15 protein-coding genes are annotated in these 18,187 nt (G+C 47.3%); 8 read left to right on the top strand and 7 right to left on the bottom strand.

Annotated elements, in window-relative coordinates; genetic code table 11:
* Positions 1-7 precede the first annotated feature (7 nt).
* On the top strand, positions 8-679 hold the full coding sequence (locus NZ043_RS07385) for a hypothetical protein (RefSeq protein WP_047840815.1): 672 nt from the start codon (positions 8-10) through the stop codon (positions 677-679).
* A 436-nt stretch (positions 680-1,115) separates the two neighbouring features.
* On the opposite strand, the gene NZ043_RS07380 is transcribed toward NZ043_RS07385, so the two are convergent.
* The 4 genes from NZ043_RS07380 to NZ043_RS07365 form a co-directional block, all read right to left on the bottom strand.
* On the bottom strand, positions 1,116-3,098 hold the full coding sequence (locus NZ043_RS07380) for an LTA synthase family protein (protein WP_339311244.1): 1,983 nt from the start codon (positions 3,096-3,098) through the stop codon (positions 1,116-1,118).
* A 170-nt stretch (positions 3,099-3,268) separates the two neighbouring features.
* Entirely contained in the window at positions 3,269-3,766 is a 498-nt protein-coding gene (locus tag NZ043_RS07375) for an antibiotic biosynthesis monooxygenase (RefSeq protein ID WP_076253722.1), read from the bottom strand.
* Between the two features lie 91 nt (positions 3,767-3,857).
* Positions 3,858-4,172, bottom strand: coding sequence for a hypothetical protein (locus tag NZ043_RS07370; RefSeq protein ID WP_339311242.1), 315 nt, complete (start codon positions 4,170-4,172; stop codon positions 3,858-3,860).
* Positions 4,162-4,374 (bottom strand): helix-turn-helix transcriptional regulator, encoded by a 213-nt coding sequence (locus NZ043_RS07365; RefSeq protein WP_036612923.1) that lies wholly within the window; start codon positions 4,372-4,374, stop codon positions 4,162-4,164. The genes NZ043_RS07370 and NZ043_RS07365 overlap by 11 nt, the downstream gene beginning before the upstream one ends.
* Positions 4,375-4,543: 169 nt before the next feature.
* Here NZ043_RS07365 and NZ043_RS07360 point away from each other — a divergent pair, with 169 nt between their 5' ends.
* Entirely contained in the window at positions 4,544-6,856 is a 2,313-nt protein-coding gene (locus tag NZ043_RS07360; RefSeq protein WP_339311240.1) for an ATP-dependent DNA helicase, read from the top strand.
* 203 nt (positions 6,857-7,059) lie between these two features.
* Entirely contained in the window at positions 7,060-8,541 is a 1,482-nt protein-coding gene (locus NZ043_RS07355) for an alpha-amylase (RefSeq protein ID WP_221819702.1), read from the top strand.
* A gap of 458 nt (positions 8,542-8,999) precedes the next feature.
* On the opposite strand, the gene NZ043_RS07350 is transcribed toward NZ043_RS07355, so the two are convergent.
* On the bottom strand, positions 9,000-9,278 hold the full coding sequence (locus NZ043_RS07350; RefSeq protein WP_339311238.1) for a hypothetical protein: 279 nt from the start codon (positions 9,276-9,278) through the stop codon (positions 9,000-9,002).
* Between the two features lie 65 nt (positions 9,279-9,343).
* On the bottom strand, positions 9,344-10,087 hold the full coding sequence (locus tag NZ043_RS07345; RefSeq protein ID WP_339311236.1) for an MBL fold metallo-hydrolase: 744 nt from the start codon (positions 10,085-10,087) through the stop codon (positions 9,344-9,346).
* A 203-nt stretch (positions 10,088-10,290) separates the two neighbouring features.
* Here NZ043_RS07345 and uxaC point away from each other — a divergent pair, with 203 nt between their 5' ends.
* From uxaC to NZ043_RS07325, 4 genes are all read left to right on the top strand, one after another.
* Entirely contained in the window at positions 10,291-11,733 is a 1,443-nt protein-coding gene (gene uxaC, locus NZ043_RS07340; RefSeq protein ID WP_339311234.1) for a glucuronate isomerase, read from the top strand.
* Positions 11,734-12,132: 399 nt separating this feature from the next.
* On the top strand, positions 12,133-12,675 hold the full coding sequence (locus NZ043_RS07335; protein ID WP_091035952.1) for a MarR family transcriptional regulator: 543 nt from the start codon (positions 12,133-12,135) through the stop codon (positions 12,673-12,675).
* Positions 12,672-14,399, top strand: coding sequence for an ABC transporter ATP-binding protein (locus NZ043_RS07330; protein ID WP_249912758.1), 1,728 nt, complete (start codon positions 12,672-12,674; stop codon positions 14,397-14,399). Before NZ043_RS07335 ends, NZ043_RS07330 begins: the two co-directional genes overlap by 4 nt.
* Positions 14,396-16,273 carry an ABC transporter ATP-binding protein gene (locus NZ043_RS07325; RefSeq protein ID WP_249912757.1) on the top strand — a complete coding sequence of 626 codons (1,878 nt, stop codon included), beginning with the start codon at positions 14,396-14,398 and terminating at the stop codon, positions 16,271-16,273. The genes NZ043_RS07330 and NZ043_RS07325 overlap by 4 nt, the downstream gene beginning before the upstream one ends.
* A 101-nt stretch (positions 16,274-16,374) precedes the next feature.
* On the opposite strand, the gene NZ043_RS07320 is transcribed toward NZ043_RS07325, so the two are convergent.
* A complete protein-coding gene (locus NZ043_RS07320; RefSeq protein WP_249912756.1) occupies positions 16,375-16,968 on the bottom strand; it encodes a YcjF family protein in 594 nt (197 codons plus the stop codon).
* A 315-nt stretch (positions 16,969-17,283) separates the two neighbouring features.
* On the opposite strand from NZ043_RS07320, the gene NZ043_RS07315 reads away from it, so the two are divergent.
* Positions 17,284-18,180, top strand: a complete 897-nt coding sequence (locus NZ043_RS07315; RefSeq protein WP_249912755.1) for a diacylglycerol kinase family protein — start codon at positions 17,284-17,286, stop codon at positions 18,178-18,180.
* Positions 18,181-18,187: the final 7 nt, after the last annotated feature.

Genomic DNA, 18,187 nt, shown 5'->3' with positions numbered 1-18,187 from the left:
TTTATTCATGGAATTCACGCGTATTACATCTATTAAAGATCCATTGTTTGCCCAAATGCACAAGCTGATGCAGGAGATTTTCCCGCGGGAAGAAGTGCTGGACTTTCCCCTGTGGGAAGAACCGCTGGAAGATCCGGGTATTCGGGTGTTCGTAGCTGTGCATGAGGGACAGGTTGTTGGAGCGACAGAGTACCGTTATTACGAGGATTGGAACGTGGCCATGACGGACTTCACGATTATTGGGCGCGAAGGACTGGGGATCGGCAGTTTCCTGGCGAATCACCGCAAGCGTGATCTGCAGAAGCTGGCTGCGGCAAACGGGAAAGAATTGTTCGGTATGTTTGCCGAAATCTATAACCCTTATCTGAGTCAGGATCACGAGTTTGGCGGTATCAAGCCGATGGACCCGTATGTACGTCGCGAAGTATTGTCCCATCTGGGATACCAGCGTCTGGACTTCCCATATGTTCATCCATCTTGGCAAGGTGACGGTGAAGCAGTTGGCGGATTGGATCTGTGCTTCATGCCAGGTGATGAGTCGCTTGGTGAACTACCAGCAAGCCTGGTGGCTGATTTCCTGAATCGATATTATGCGGTGTTACCGAACAAACCGCAGGAATGGCTTGCCATGGTAGAGCAATTAACTGCTCGCAAGTCGGTTGCGTTACTGCCGTTGTAAACGGGAGCAGGGCTGTCACAGAGGATGACGTTGTAATGTCCTAAGCCACAATAAAACCAAGAAAAGACCCGTTAATCAGACCGTGATTCGTTCTGTTTAATGGGCTTTTTCGGCTTCAATAAGGATATTGGATGTAGATATAAAATGATTGTTAAGCTTGCGGTTGGAGCAGGGCACGAAGCGAGTCCTAACGAATCTGAGGCGCCTTATTCAGGGATTTGAAGCATCCGCAGAAATCTAAGGAACCTGAGACACGCTAAATCCGAAAAAACAGCCGTTTACAGCGTTTTTTTTTTTTGGATTTTGGGAAATAACGTGTCTGATGTTCTTTACAATGTATAAGGAGGACCTAAAGGTCAAATAAGACGTCTTGAGTTCCTTAGAAAATCGTCTACCCATTCGCCAGGGTAGTAACCGTATACTCTACGATTAGTTTTTATTTAACGTCCTTTCGGTCCGGTAACTGGCTTAAATAACTGTTGGACAAGTGTGCAAGATCCAATGCCCGATCATATTGTTCCTTCGTGATAAACCGTGAAGAAGACTGCCCACTGTTATTGGGTGTGGCTATAGTTGGAGATTCCTCATCTCCCGCATTCTTCGGCATCTCTTCTGAAGGAACATTCATCTGCTGTTGCACGGCATCCTGTCTGCCCGCATCAGCTAGGGAATAATGGGTTCCATCCCCGTATCCTTTCGCCGGAATGAAGAGAGAAGCATCGTTTAGCACCGACCCGGAAGGAAGGTAATAACGTTCGGGTAGCAGGTTTCCGCCTTCACGCAGTAAATCTTGTCCGAAGTGTAATTGGTCCTTCAGCGATACCCCGGTGAGTCCCGCAATCGTTGGCAGAATGTCCACCTGACCTCCGATCTGTTCCAGTTGTACACCCGGGGTAACGCCCGGTGCCGAGATAATGAGTGGGATATTAATCATATCTGCTGATGTGTATTCCCGACCATACAACTCTTTCATAAGGACTTTGTCATCCCGATCCAGTGAATAGATGGGAAGTCCCAGGTGATCCCCGTACAAGACAAACAAGCTATTTTCCCATAATCCCCGTTCTTTCAATCCAGCAATCAACTGTCCAACCGCCTGATCGGCATAATGCTGTGATATCAGATAATCACCGGGCAACGTATCCTTGTAACGCTCTGGCAGCGTCAGCTTCACCTTGTTTTTAGGCAAAGTGTACGGGTGGTGGGCTGACATGGAGATGATATGGGCATAGAAGGGCTTGCCCGAAGAATGCATGGATTCCAGCTTATCCAGTGTTTTGGAATACAGAACCTCATCCGAGGCCGAAAAGGCGATAGAGTCCTGTGTGCCGAAATAATCAATATCATAATACTGGTCGAACCCAAGTGCCTTGTATAACTGATCCCTATTCCAGAAACGAACATCATTTGTATGGAATGTAGCTGTCTGATATCCGTTTGCTGACATCAACTTGGGTAGACTTGGCAGAGCTTTATCCGCATATACAGTTGTTGCTGCCCCGTTCGGCGGGGTGTAGAACGATGTGTTCACAACAAATTCTGCATCCGATGTATTTCCCTGTCCGACTTGCTGATAAAAGTTCGGAAAATACAGGCTCTGTCTAGCCAATTGATTCAGATTAGGCGTAATCTCCTGTCCATCTACCTCTAATCCAATCAGGAAGTTCTGAAACGATTCCAACTGGAGCATAATCACATTGCGTCCGCTCGCTGCACCCTGCTCCACAATCGCAGGAAGTTCGGTCGTTTGCTTCAGTTGGTCGATGTCAGCCTGATCGATGTGAGTGATGGGCACAGGTTTATCAGGTCGATCCAGGATGGTATACGCCTCGTAACCGAGGATGCCCATCTGTTCTGCTTGTGTAAGCTCATTCATGCTGGCCCGATTGGGATAGATGTTGAGCATGCAGAGGATCATGGACAGGGTCAGAATGACCGAGGCAACCCGTCTTCTGGCACGTCGTTCAAGCGGAATGCGGTTCGGACGTTCTGTACTCCCGAGCTTGATCCGACGACGAATGAGTATCCCCCCAATGACTAGAACGTCTGCAAAAATAAACAAGTAATTTGGATCAAGCAATGAAAACATGCTGCTCTTGACCGAAGCCACCTGATTTACCTGTGCCAACGCGTGATAGTTAACGATTACACCATAGTATTTGTAGTACATGATGGCTGCAAAGAAAATCCCTGAGAGCAGCAAATTCATGGCAAGGTATATCCACATCCGCCGCTTGGCAGCAAACCACTCAATCAGACAGAAGCCGATCCAGATGAGCGGCAATTCAGTCAGCAGTGGTTTCCAGACAGGGATGTCATCGAAGATAACGATCCAGGCCAGTGAACTTTTGATCATCATGATAATGGTAAAGAATATAAACGGTCCGCTTAGAAATCGGGTGAGTGAACTGCGTGACAAGGTACCGCCTTCCCTTCCGAAGTTTCATTTAACAAGTATTATCCTATCTCAGCATGGCTGTGTCAAAAATGAGAGCCTTCAACAATTGACGGCAAAAAACCTCTTCCATGCAGGAAGAGGTTTGAAAAAACATGGGCTATTGCGATAAAAGCCAGATGTGACCCAATTAGTTATTCTATAGTGTACGTTGTGACGTAAGAAGGTCTGGGGAACATGGTGGGCTTCTGTGCAGTCAGCCCTTCGCTTGTACTGCGGTTTCGGTGAGCGTGACTATATGCTTGGGATTCCTGCCAGCCTTTGAAATGTTCCTCCGACTGCCAGAGTGTAAGTACGACATATGTGTCATCCTTCAGAGGACGAAGCACACGAATACCGACAAAGCCAGGCTCGTCTTCTACCTTGCGGGCACGGTTCTTGAACCGTTCTTCGAAATCGTTACGACCATCCTCTGTAACAGGGATATTGTTGAGAACAGCGTAACCACCGCCAGTCCAGGAGCCTGCGGCATCAAAAGCTTCATATGCGGCTATTTTATCATCAGACTCAATATTCATCAGGCGTTCTGCGGATTCAATAGCCAGACGCACGTGCTCTTCGCTTCGCAAAGTCAGATGCGGGTATGCAGCAAGTGCATCCGGAATCGGTGAAGGAACCAAATAGATATACATAGAAGCTGCCTCCTCATTAAGTACATTCTATTTCAAGATAGCATATGGAAATCAGCGAGTCCAATCGGTTCACATGTATCGGACAGGTGGGCTAATTCCGAGCAGAGTAGTATACGTTTGCCGCAATAGAAGATAAACAATGAATGACAAACACTGCAGTAATAATGAAAAAGGAAAGTGATATCCCGTCTAGTATAACTACGAGGATCCAAGCCAGAGCAAGACTGATAGTGGTCGCATTCCAGGAGAAGGCTTTTGCTCTCGTGATACAATAGAGGTACCGCTCATCCAGTCCGTTTTGCTTTTTTGCAATCAACCTTGTGAAAAAAATAATGAGTATTGCAAATAACAAACCAGCTACAATTCCACCGATCCCGATCATCCGATTCAGTGATTCAGAACTCAATATTCTCATCTCCTTCAAAAATAAATAATTCCTCGATCTGACAGCCAAATAATTGGGCAAGCTTGTGAGCAAGCACAAGAGAAGGTTTGTACTTTCCGGATTCCAACGATATGATGGTCTGCCTGGAGACCTTTAGCCGTTGAGACAGTTCTTCCTGTGTGATGTGCATATGTATTCGTTTGTCTCTGATTAGATTTTGCAAGTATATCCTCCCATAAGTAAAGTTCGCTTTACGTAAAGTTAACTTTACTTATGCGACGATGTGATGTCAATAACTCTTTATAATATTTTCCACTTCTTCGAGGTGGTGCTGTGTCCAAAAGCATATTTCATGATAAAGTATAATCACTACAAACAGAACGGGTGATCGTATGACAACAACAATTCGGATATCGGTTAGACCTTTGGTGGAGTACGTGTACCGCAGTGGCAGCATACGTCCAGGGTTCCGGACCAATGCCTCGATGCAGGAAGGGACTCGAATTCATCAAAGGGTACAGAAGGAGTACACCGAAGAGGATCTAAAAGAGATTGTGCTCGAAGCTGAGATCCAACATGGGGATCTGACCTATGTGGTGGAGGGGCGATGTGACGGTTTAATTCGTCTGGACGGTCAGTTGACGGTGGATGAGATCAAATCAACTGCGGGCAATCTGGATGATCTGGGAGAGGGTCTTCCCGTGCACTGGGCACAGGCCATGATGTATGCCTATATGTACGCCGTTCAGCAAGATGAACCACGCATGCAAGTGCAGTTGACGTATGTGCATTCGGTGACCCATGAAGAAAGACGGTTTCGCCGAATGGCAGATCGACAGGAACTGGAGCAGTTTGCGGCAGAGGTGATTGCCGGTTATGCGCCATATGCTGAGATGATCGCTGCGTATGAAGAAAAGCGTGATATCAGTGTGCGAGAGCTGCCGTTTCCTTTTCGCAAATACAGGGAGGGGCAGCGAAAGCTGGCAGGAGCTGTATACAAGACGATCCGTGAGGGTCAGGGATTGATGGCCAAAGCACCAACAGGCATTGGTAAAACGATGTCCGTGCTGTTTCCCACGGTCAAAGCGATTGGTGAAGGCGAAGCAAGCCGATTGTTCTATCTGACCGCGAGGACGACGACACGGGTGGCGGCAGAAGAAGCTTTTGCCCGGATGCAATCGGAAGGATTGAAGATGCATGTGATTAGTCTGACCGCGAAGGACAAGATTTGTTTTAAGGAAGAGGAAGCTTGTGATACGGGGCAGTGCGGCATGTGTGAAGGATATTATGACCGTATTAACGGGGCCGTGCTGGACATGCTGGAACATGAGACGTTGATGACACGTCCAGTCATCGAGCAGTATGCGCGCAAACATCGGGTGTGTCCGTTTGAGTTTTCACTGGATGCGGCGTATGCAGCCGATGCGGTGATCTGCGATTATAACTATATTTTCGATCCGAGGATCTCTCTGAAAAGAATGTTGGAAGAGCAGAAACGCAAGACGGTGTTACTGGTGGACGAGGCTCATAATCTGGTCGATCGTGGCCGAATGATGTTTTCCGCCGAGCTGGAGAAGGCAGTGTTCCTGGATGTGAAAAGAGAGTTCCAGTCGCTGGACAGCAGTGTGCCTGCTGCCAAAGCCATTGTTGACTACACGGGGGCCATTGATAAGTATCTGATTACCCTTCGGAAAAACGGTGGAGAAGAAGGAAAGATCATCCAGCAGGAAGCACCGGAGGAACTGATTGAACGGCTGGAACCTTTTGTCATGGTCGCGGAGCAATGTCTTGTTGAAGGTGGTTCGGGGAATGCCGAGACGGATCAGTTGCTGTTGGATGCCTACTTCACGGCACAGAATTTCCTGCGCATTGCCAAGCTGTATGATGAACGTTTTATTACGTATGCAGAGTGTGTTCGAAGTGAAGTGAGAGTGAAGTTATTTTGTCTCGACCCTTCGGTACTGCTTCGTCAGACGGCCAAAGGATTCCGCTCCCTCATTCATTTCTCGGCCACATTGTCACCCCTTCGCTATTATCGGGATATGCTGGGTGCAGAGGAAGAGGATTATACATTGCAGATTCCATCGCCGTTTCAGCGCGAACAATTGGATGTGAGACTCCTGCCCTTATCCGTGCGTTATAAGGACAGGGAACAGTCCCGGCGCCCCATTGCGGAGATGCTGCAACAGCTGGTAAGTGAATGGCCGCGCAGCAATCTAATGGTGTTCTTCCCTTCCTATCCTTATATGCGCGAGATATATGAAACCTATGCACAGCTTCCAAGTGAAGCGGATACGGTCATACAAAAGCAAGGCATGAACGAGCTGGAACGGGAGCAGTTTCTGGATGGTTTCCAACCCAATCCTGAACGAACACGCTTGGTATTTGCCGTCATGGGTGGCGTATTCTCAGAGGGTGTCGATCTGCCGGGAGACCGCTTGAATGGCGTGGTTGTGGTAGGTGCGGGGCTGCCGCAGATTGGTCTGGAGAACAACGTATTACGTGATTACTATGATCGGACAGGACGCAACGGATTCAATTATGCCTATATTTTCCCGGGTATGAATAAGGTGCTGCAGGCAGGTGGACGGCTGATTCGGACGGAGGAAGATAGGGGTGTGTTGGTGCTGGTCGACGATCGTTTTATCCAAGAACCGTATCGTTCCCTACTGCCAGAGGAGTGGCGGGACTATAAACGAATTTGAATATGATGCATCTTCACAGCAATTTGAATGATATCAGGCAAATGCTGAACCAAGAAGTTTAACATTTTTCTCAGATTTCTTTCCTTTATATGATTGAAGGGTAGGGTGAAAGGGTTATAACTTGGTTAGCAACGAACGAACAACGGCGATTACCCTATCCGTTCCGCGGTCCGCTTCGAAAGCAATCAAGGAGGTCGGTTATAATGAAGAGAAATCATACCATGATGCAGTTTTTTGAATGGCACCTGGCTGCAGACGGAGATCATTGGAAGCGACTGGCTGAAATGGCCCCGGAACTGAAAGCCAAAGGTATTGACTCGGTATGGGTACCACCCGTAACCAAGGCAGTGTCAGCAGAAGATACAGGTTATGGTGTTTATGATCTGTACGATCTGGGCGAATTTGATCAAAAGGGTACCGTACGGACCAAATATGGCACCAAGCAGGAACTGGTGGAGGCCATTGCTGAGTGTCAGAAGAACGGCATTGCCGTCTATGTGGATCTGGTTATGAATCACAAGGCCGGAGCAGATGAGACGGAAGTGTTCAAAGTGATCGAGGTTGATCCCAATGATCGAACGAAGGAAATTTCTGAGCCGTTCGAAATTGAGGGCTGGACCAAATTCACATTCCCGGGTCGCGGAGATCAATACTCCTCCTTTAAGTGGAGTTCTGAACATTTCAACGGTACAGACTTTGACGCCAAGGGAGAACGAACAGGTGTATTCCGCATCGCAGGAGAGAATAAAAAATGGAATGAGAATGTCGATGATGAGTTTGGCAACTATGACTATCTGATGTTCGCCAATATAGATTATAACCACCCGGATGTTCGGCGCGAGATGATCGATTGGGGGAAATGGCTGATCGATACCCTTCAGTGCGGTGGGTTCCGGCTGGATGCGATTAAGCATATCAACCACGAATTCATCAAGGAGTTCGCAGCAGAGATGATCCGCAAACGCGGTCAGGATTTCTACATCGTAGGTGAGTTCTGGAATTCAAACCTGGATGCATGTCGTGAATTCCTTGATACGGTAGACTATCAGATCGACCTGTTTGATGTGTCTCTTCACTACAAGTTGCATGAGGCTTCGCTTGCAGGCAGAGACTTTGATCTCTCCAAAATTTTTGATGACACCCTGGTGCAGACACATCCTACCCATGCGGTAACTTTTGTAGATAACCATGACTCACAACCTCATGAAGCGTTGGAATCATGGATTGGAGATTGGTTTAAGCCGAGCGCTTATGCCTTGACGCTATTACGTCGTGATGGTTATCCGGTTGTATTTTACGGCGATTATTACGGCATTGGTGGACCTGAACCTGTGGATGGCAAAAAGGAGATTCTGGACATTCTGCTGTCTGCCCGCTGCAACAAGGCATATGGAGAGCAGGAAGATTACTTCGATCACGCGAATACGATTGGCTGGGTGCGTCGCGGCGTAGAGGAAATCGAAGGCTCCGGTTGTGCAGTGGTCATCTCCAACGGGGATGACGGTGAGAAGAGAATGTTCGTCGGAGAGCATCGTGCTGGTGAAGTCTGGGTGGATCTGACGAACAGCTGTGATGATCAGATTACCATTGAGGAAGACGGCTGGGCCACCTTCCATGTGTGCGGTGGAGGCGTCTCGGTATGGGCCCTTCCTGAACAGAATGAGGACTGCGCTGACGCTGAGTAACGGCATGTGCAAGGCAGGATAAGAAAAGGTACACGGATTGATATGAAAAACAGTATATAGATAGATCGTTATCGTTAAACCATCTGAACAGGAGAGCGAGTATACCTGTGTCCAGGTGGTTTTTTTCATTTTTCTAGGTACAACTAAAACTCCATCCTAACGAACTGAGCGCACCTTATTTGCACTGAATTAGCGTTATTGGAATTCTAACGAATCTCAGTAACCTTATTACTCTCAAAAACGATTGAAATAGTGCCAGTTGGAGCAACATCACTAGATTAACGCGTTTGAGATTCGTTAGAATACTGGTAACTCGGATTTCAGCCGAATAAGGCCTCTCAGATTCGTTGGCTTAACGTGGGTTAAGGCTCGCCGCCATAGGCAAACGAATCACTGCTGTAAGTAAAAACATGAAATGAGAAAGGAATCAGCTTAGATTTAACAGCAGGATAAGGTTATTACTCTTCAAAATACTGATTCATCGTATCCCACATTCGATTGAACTCACTTCGTTCCATTGAAAATGCTCCAGGCTTCTCAGGTTTATGATGAGAAGTTGGCTCAAAGTTTAAGTATTCATGGTGTGTAGTACACTCATAGTTTTTGCTGTTAATAAGGAATTCAATTCTATCCTTAAAGGGTCTTTCCAGTAATTTAACCACCATGATGTCTCCACTACTGGTGCTTCTTGCAGGAGAATATATCAGAAAGTAACCTTGTTCAAATCGATACTCCATAGCATTTACCTCCATTAGGATATAGGTCCAAATAGGATAATATCCGATGCCCTCTCTCCGTTTACCTACTCCAGTTCAAATGATTCCAACGTGCCAACCATCCGCAGATCATGCGCGCTGTTGAACTGTTTCCGTTTGTCCGCATCGGCGTATTCATCATGATAATGCATTAGTAAGGTTTTCTGTCTCACTTCTGCGGGTAACTGCTCCAGATCCTTCAAAGAGGTATGGGATTTGATCACCAGATCATGCATATGACATTCATGGAAAATCAGCTGCACATCAGCGGCAACTTGCTCCACCCGTTCCTGGTCGAGTGTACTGTCAGCGCTGTAATAGAAGTAAGGCTTGGCGAGTATCCCATTGCTGACCATACCGGGAACATGTTGCGTCCGAAAGGTCTCAAACGTCATGCCGCCCAGTTCAAATGTGCCTCCATCTGGCAGGGGAACGACATCATAGTAATCGCTCATAGTACGTTCACCATCTGTTGTGTAGCGCATGCCTGGGGATAGAATGCTCCAGAGCGGATCTACCAATTGTTCGTGGATGAACATACGGGGTTTGCGGTCGCCTACGATCTGTGCGTAATAACCCAGCATCTGTACACCATTAATATGATCTTCATGCAAATGGGTAATGAACACATTGTGAATATCGGTCATGGCGAATCCATATTCCTTGAGTGCTTTGGCATTGGATTCCGGAAAATCAATGACCAGATGCGTGTCTCCGAATTCAGCCAACATACTATTGTGGTGCTGCTCCACGCTAAACATATCTCCTGTGCCGAGAAAAGTAATTTTCAATTCATTTCATCTCCTTGTGTGATCTTCAAATCAGCATCCTTGCGTTAAATCCAGTATACCGTGTTCCCGAATATATGCCTAAATCAACCTTTTTTGATAACGCTATCATTTTATATTGAACTTTGATGATAAACAGTGTAGCGTAAAGATGGGAAGTGAACCCATATGAACGTAAACTCACCTAAAGGGAGCGTGCGAGGCGAATGAAATCTTTTCTGGATGAACAATTTTTGCTGCACAATGAAACGGCGATCAAGTTATATGAGGATTATGCCAAAGACATGCCGATTATTGATTATCATTGCCACCTCAGTCCTCAGGAGATCTACGAGAACAAAACCTTTGGCAATCTTACAGAGGCTTGGTTATACGGTGATCACTATAAGTGGCGGCTCATGCGCGCAAACGGAATTGAAGAGCAATATGTGACCGGCGGCGAGGGAGTAACCGATTACGATCGTTTCCTGGCTTACGCCAAAACGGTCCCAATGATGATTGGTAATCCGCTGTACGCCTGGTCTCACTTGGAATTACAGCGATATTTCGGCGTCTACGAAGTACTGAATGAGACAAGCGCACCAACCATCTGGGACAAAGTAAATGCCAAACTGAACAGTGACGGATTCGGTGCACGTGATCTAATTACCAAATCCAATGTCACTGTTGTGTGCACAACCGATGATCCAACGGATTCTCTGGAGTATCATCTGAAGATTCAGGAAATCGAAGGCTTTGACACGGCGGTATTGCCTTCTTTCCGCCCGGATAAAGGCTTGGAATTGAACCGGGATACCTTCACCGAATGGGTAGGCAAGCTGTCGCAGGCATCTGGCACTGCGATTTCAGATTATGAATCCTTCCTTGCTGCGTTGGAGTCCCGAGTGGAATTCTTCCATTCCGTCGGCGGCAGAGTCTCTGACCATGCACTCGATTATGTTCCATACGGCGTGGCTACACGCGAAGAAGCTGGTGCCATCTTTGCAAAGGCACTTGCAGGTCAGAAGGTAACTCGTGAGGAAGAGGACAAGTACAAGACAGTGACGCTGACGTTCCTTGGCAAACTGTATGCAGAGCGAGGCTGGGTGATGCAGTTCCACATTAATGCAGCCCGTAACAACAATACGCGGATGTTTGCCAAGCTTGGGCCGGATACCGGTTACGATGCAGTCAATGATACGCCACTGTCATCGGCAATGATTGGATTGCTCGACGCGTTGGAGCAGCAACAAGCACTGCCCAAAACGATTCTGTATTCTCTGAATCCAAGGGACAACGAGGTGCTCGCGGCGATCATCGGCAGCTTCCAGGGCGGGGGCATTCCGGGCAAAATCCAGCTTGGCGCAGCCTGGTGGTTCAATGATACAAAGGACGGCATGCTTGCTCAGATGAAAGCACTGGCGAATGTTGGTCTGCTCAGCCGATTTGTCGGCATGCTAACCGATTCACGCAGCTTCCTGTCCTACACCCGGCATGAGTATTTCCGTCGTCTGGTCTGCAACCTCATCGGTGAATGGGCCGAACAAGGGGAGGCACCGCAGGATCTGGAGCTGCTTGGTCAGATCGTACAAGGCATTGCCTACAACAATGCAAAAGAATATTTCCCGTTTGCCTCAGTGCTTAAAACAGTCTCTGCTTCACAGTCCTGATGATTAACAAGCGCATCTAATCATGCAAGTTATGCAATAAGAAGATTCTCTAGTTTCTACTTTTCAATCGCAATCCAAAATGCTCCCATTCCTACTCCGGGTCATCATCCACCGGAGTATAGAATGGGAGTTTTTTTGTAAGTTGAATTCATGGAATGGTACATAATAAGTATAGCGGGCCCCAATGGAGGTCAAATGACAATACCCTAATTAAGCGCGTATAGGCTCTTAGTTATGGGTTTATATTGGTTATTTTTAGATGTTTGACATTGGCTTCTCACGATAATATACTTAGTAGACCTAATTAATTGTGCATCTATTTAATTGTACTGCTATTTAATAGATGTCCTATGATGTTGGATGTCTATGGAATGATAAAGAAAGAAGGAGGGACCCATTATGACTGGTATAGATCCGGTCGCTCAGAAGCTTTTGTACTCCATTATGCAGTTTAATAAAGGCAAATGGAGGCAACATAAACCTCATGGGCGCAATCACAATGAAATTATGGTGCTGGGTTGTTTACTCCACGGGATGCATCCGGGAGAACAATTGAACTGGCAGGACAATCCGCCTGATTTCAATGACACGATCCAATCCAATCATCCTGGAATGAAAGTCTCGGAAATCAGCGCATTGCTACGAGTGAAGTCACCAACCATTACACCTGTTATTCGTGGCCTTGAAGATGAGGGGCTGGTCAAACGGACGATGGACCCGGAGGATCGCCGTGCTGTCCGCATCACGATTACTGAAGCAGGTCGCGAAATTATTCGGGCTGCTCACCAAGAGCGTATGGAAATATTCAATAAGTTAGTTGAGCATTTGGGTGAGCAAGACAGTACTCAGCTGGCTGAGTTGTTGACAAAGGTATACACCTTTTTTGATACATTAACTTCCTTGCAAAAGGATGATTCGACAAGAGGAGATGATACGCCATGATGAAACTGTTTAGCATGCTGAAGCCATACCGAATTCCGATTATTTTCATTCTGGTTTTGGTACTGTTTCAGTCGCTTGCTGAATTGTACCTGCCTACGTTAATGGCAGATATTGTGAATGACGGCATCATTAAAGGGGATATCCCGTATATCTGGCAGATTGGTGGATGGATGTTGGTCATCGCGATTGGCGGAACAGCGTGTTCGGTGATTGCCAGTTATCTCTCATCTCGAACAGCAGGTGGATTTGCCAAACAACTGCGGAGCAGAGTATTTCGCCATGTGGAGAACTTCTCTCTCCAAGAGTTCGATAAGATGGGGACTGCTTCACTGATTACGCGTACAACGAATGACATCACGCAGGTACAGAATGTACTTACGATGATGCTGCGAATGATGATTATGGCTCCGCTCATGTGTATCGGGGGTATCTTCATGGCGGTATCTCAGGACGCCAAATTGTCTACGATTTTCCTGGTCGTGCTTCCGGTACTGGGTGGAGCTATTGCGCTGATTGGCGCCAAGGGTTTACCTTTGTTCAAAACCATTCAGAAAAAGCTGGACCGTCTCAACCTGGTGCTGCGTGAGCAGTTAACAGGGATTCGGGTTGTTCGTTCATTCAACCGTGGGGAGCATGAGAAAGTGCGCTTTAACGGGGCCAACACAGAACTGAGAGATTCATCGATCAAAGTTAATGTGCTCATGGCGACCATCATGCCTGTGATGATGCTGGTTATGAACTTTTCGATGATTGCCATCCTTTATTTTGGTGGAATGCGGATCGACAGCGGCAATATGAATATCGGTGCATTGATTGCCTTCATCCAGTATGCAATGCAAATCATGTTCTCACTGATTATGGTTTCGATGATCTTTGTTATGATCCCAAGAGCTTCAGCATCGGCAGAACGGATCAACGAAGTGCTTGATATGCAGCCGGATCTTAGCAATCCCGAGCAGCCTCGTGGTATGAAATCCATGCAGGGTATGATTGAGTTTGACAATGTAACTTTCCGTTATCCGGGTGCAGAGAATCCAGCTTTGTCCAATATCTCCTTCACAGCTCGCTCAGGTGAGACAACAGCCATCATTGGCGGTACGGGTTCTGGGAAATCAACATTGCTCAGTCTTATTCCACGATTTTATGATGTGACCGAAGGTAGTGTTCGGGTAAATGGTACAGATGTGCGTGAACTTCGGCAGGAAGATTTACGTGCCAAAATTGGCTTTGTACCACAAAAAGCAGTTCTCTTCACGGGTACGATTACGGAGAATATTCGTCACGGGAAAGACGATGCCACAATGGATGAAGTTGTGCATGCGGCCCGTACGGCTCAGGCTGAGAACTTCATTACCGAGATGAAAGATGGATATGAGAGTCTTATCGCACAAGGTGGTAACAACGTGTCTGGTGGACAAAAGCAACGTCTGTCCATCGCTCGCGCACTTGTTCGCCGTCCGGAAGTCTATATCTTTGATGACAGTTTCTCTGCTCTCGATTTTAAAACAGATGCTAAACTTCGTGCTGCGCTGAAGTCCGAAACGACAGAAGCGGCTGTGCTAATTGTTGCGCAACGCGTAAGTACAGTAATGGATGCCGATCGAATTTTGGTTATGGATGAGGGCCGAATTGTCGGTTCAGGAACACATAAAGAGCTGCTGGAGCACAATGAAGTGTATCGCGAGATTGTATCCTCCCAGCTGACAGAGGAGGAGATCGCATGAGTGAACGTACAGAACGCAAGTCGCCTCGTCCCCATGGTGGGCCGGGTCCAGGTCCCGGAATGGGCATGCGACCTCCCGCTGAGAAAGCCAAAGATTTCAAAGGCACACTGCGTCGCTTGATTCGTTATCTCCAGCCCCATAGTTCTCGTCTGCTAGGTGTGCTGGTTGCAGCCATCTTGAGTACCGTATTCAGCATCATCAGTCCAAAAGTTATGGCAGAAGGAACGGATATTCTCAGTAAAGGCGCCATCGCCATCCTTCAAGGTGTACAGGGAGCCGGGATTGATTTTCCTGCATTGATAAAAGTATTATACCTGCTGGGCGGACTCTATCTGTTCAGTGCTGCATTTATGTATGTTCAGCAATACCTGATGGCCGGTGTGGCCCAACGTGTTGTGTATGACATGCGTGAGCAAATCAGTGCAAAGGTTGGACGTCTTCCTTTGAAATATTTTGACTCCCGCACAACTGGGGAGACACTTAGTCGTGCCACGAATGACGTGGACAATATCAGTAATACACTTCAGCAAAGTTTGGCACAGTTCATTACGTCTATCGTCACGATTGTCGGCGTAATTATCATGATGCTGACGATTAGTCCATGGATGACCTTGATCACGATTTTGACGTTGCCACTCAGTGTAGTTGTTGTCATGCTGGTCGCATCTCGTTCGCAAAAACACTTTGCGGGTCAACAGAAATCCCTTGGGGAACTGAATGGTCATGTCGAAGAGATGTACACGGGACACAAGGTTGTCAAAGCATTTGGACGTGAAGAACAATCCGTACAGCAATTTGAGAAGGTCAATGAAGAACTGTATGAATCCGGCTGGAAAGCCCAGTTTATCTCCGGTATTATTATGCCGCTCATGAGTTTCGTTGGTAACTTGGGTTATGTGCTGATCTGTGTGGTTGGTGGGATTTTTGTTACACGCGGATCGATCTCTATCGGGGATATTCTGGCCTTCACACAGTACTCCCGTCAATTTACACAACCGATTAACCAGATTGCAAATATCTCCAATATCATTCAATCAACGATTGCTTCGGCAGAACGGGTATTCGAGTTGCTGGATGAAGAGGAAGAAGTTCCGGAGTCCAAACAACCCGTGCAATTACAGCAGCCTAAAGGTGCGGTTGCATTCCAAGGTGTTAATTTTGGATATAAAGAAAATGAACTGCTTATTCATAACATGAATATTGATGTAAAACCGGGACAGACGGTAGCCATTGTTGGACCAACGGGAGCCGGTAAAACCACCCTGATCAACCTGTTAATGCGTTTCTACGAAATTCAGGATGGTCGGATTACGATTGACGGTGCCGACATTAAGGATATGGAGCGTGGTAAGCTGCGCAGTCTGTTCGGCATGGTGCTTCAGGATACCTGGTTGTTCAACGGAACGATTCGGGACAACATCGCTTATGGTCGAGAAGGTTCTACGGAAGAGGATGTCATCAAGGCAGCCGTTGCGGCACATGCGGATCACTTTATCCGTACACTGCCTGATGGTTATGATACGGTGCTGAATGAAGAGGCGTCGAACATCTCTCAAGGGCAGAAACAGTTGCTGACCATTGCAAGAGCGATTCTGGCGAACCCAGCCATCCTCATTCTGGATGAAGCGACGAGTAGCGTGGATACACGGACCGAAGTATTTATCCAGAAAGCAATGAATGATCTGATGAAGGATCGCACGAGCTTTGTCATTGCACACCGTTTGTCCACTATTCGCGGCGCCGATCTGATCCTGGTTATGGATCATGGTAACGTGATTGAACAGGGCAATCATGATGAATTGATGGCAAGTCAGGGCTTCTATGCGGATCTGTACAATAGTCAGTTTGCGGAGCAACAACCGCAGGCGATCTGATTACAATGTAACTAACAAGAATAGCCGGGAGCACCCCTAGGGATGCTCCCGGCTATTTGTTGTGTATCCAGAGGATTGACGCTGAGATATGAAGTATTTATTTACTGATCCTTAGAATCCTTCGCAGGTTCATCTGCGCCGTTGCTAGAGATCGAGTTCACTTCTACTTTTGCGTCGTCGCTGTTCACTTCCTCCAGTGCAGACGGAGCGGGTTCACCCGGGATCAATTCGCGCTGCTCAATCATGCGTTTGACGACCTCATAACAGTCATCCACATGTTTGTTACCCACATATCGCATGGCTGTAAAGCTGAGTGCGGCAGCCAGTCCCTGTCCTGCAAAGGGAACAAATTTGGCGACCGATTTGGTAGCTACGCGTACGCCGACTCTTTTCAGAACCTGTACCACCAATTCCTTGGTTATCATACGACCGATGACTTTGCTTCCGATGGACATAACGAATCCATAGATCATGGATTTGGTCTCGGGGTCCATACCGTCCAGCTGTTTTTGTGATAATCCAAATTTATTGTTAATGGCAGGCAACAGCTGCATCAGCATCCCCACATCAGCCAGTACGTCTGTACCGGGCAGCGGAACGAGTGTAGTACCGGCAGATGCGGTAGCTCTTTTGCGAACCATGGTACGGCATTCCTTGCGAACTTGCTCCAATTGTTCCAACGTTGCCGGAATCATAGGGAATCCCTCCATTCGTATATGGTATAGATATAACCGTTTTGACTCGATTTGAATGGGTTCTCACCAGCAAAATTTGCAGCCTTATGACATTAAGGTGCGGAGAAACCCTTTTTCTCATGCATACACCTGGTTAAACAAGGAAATGGTTTATGGATAAACGGGCCATCTAGCTATTACGAATGAATGAGGATTAGGATGCATATCCGGTTGGGGAACCTATTTGAAATCATGATGAGTACTTAGCGCAAGGCTTGTTTACGGCTTCGACCTTTGTGGGTAAAGGTTAACAAGCATTGGAATGGAGGAAAAGGGATGGAGTTTAACAAAGCGTTGTTAATTCATCATCATCATTCAGGCAAGGCCAATCGTGAGAATACAGTGGGCCTTGTGGCTGGTGTGCTGGCTCCCGCTGTCCATGAACTCGTCATTGTGCGTACGGATGAACCGGGTGAAGGAGAGAAGCTGTGTCGTGAGCGCGGGGAGCAATTCGATGTGGTGTTTATCCTGGGTGGGGATGGCACGGTGCATGAATGCGTGAATGGACTGGCCGATCTGCAACATCCTCCGTTGATTGGTATATTGCCTGGAGGCACGTGTAATGACTTTGCGCGTTCGCTCGGTATTTCACCGGATGCAGAAACAGCGGCACAAGAAATGCTGGCAGGTCGGGTGGTATCCATTGATGTTGGACGAGCTAATGATCGGGTGTTCACGAACTTTTTTGGTATTGGCTTGATCAGTGATGCATCGCAGAATATTAACGAGAATTTGAAAGGCGCGCTGGGTAAGCTCAGTTACTTTATCAGCACCTTACAGACAATTAGTCATACAGAGCCGTTTCGATACCAACTGGAGGCGGATGGGAAAGAGATGGAAGGCGAAGCTGTGATGATCTATGCAGCCAACGGCCGTTTTCTGGGAACCAATGCATTACCCTTTGCACCGGATGCGTTGCAGGATGGCGAACTGGACGTGCTCATTATTCATGAGACAGGCATTCCGCTGCTGCGAGAGATTCTGTCGCACAAGCCGGAGGGAGATTGGCAACCTCAGAGTGAGAGTATTTCATACTTCAAGGCATCTACACTAAAAGTGAAGACGGATGTCCCGATGTCAGCTGACACGGACGGCGAATTGTATATGAAGACCCCCGCCGAGCTTTCGGTGCTGACGGGTCATCTGAAGTTTCTAACCGGGGAGGGTTATTAGATCCCCC

Origin of the sequence: Paenibacillus sp. FSL k6-2145 (assembly GCF_037976585.1) — a bacterium.
GTDB lineage: Bacteria > Bacillota > Bacilli > Paenibacillales > Paenibacillaceae > Paenibacillus.
Note: the sequence above shows the minus strand (reverse complement) of the source record. Positions and strands in the feature narration are given on the sequence as shown.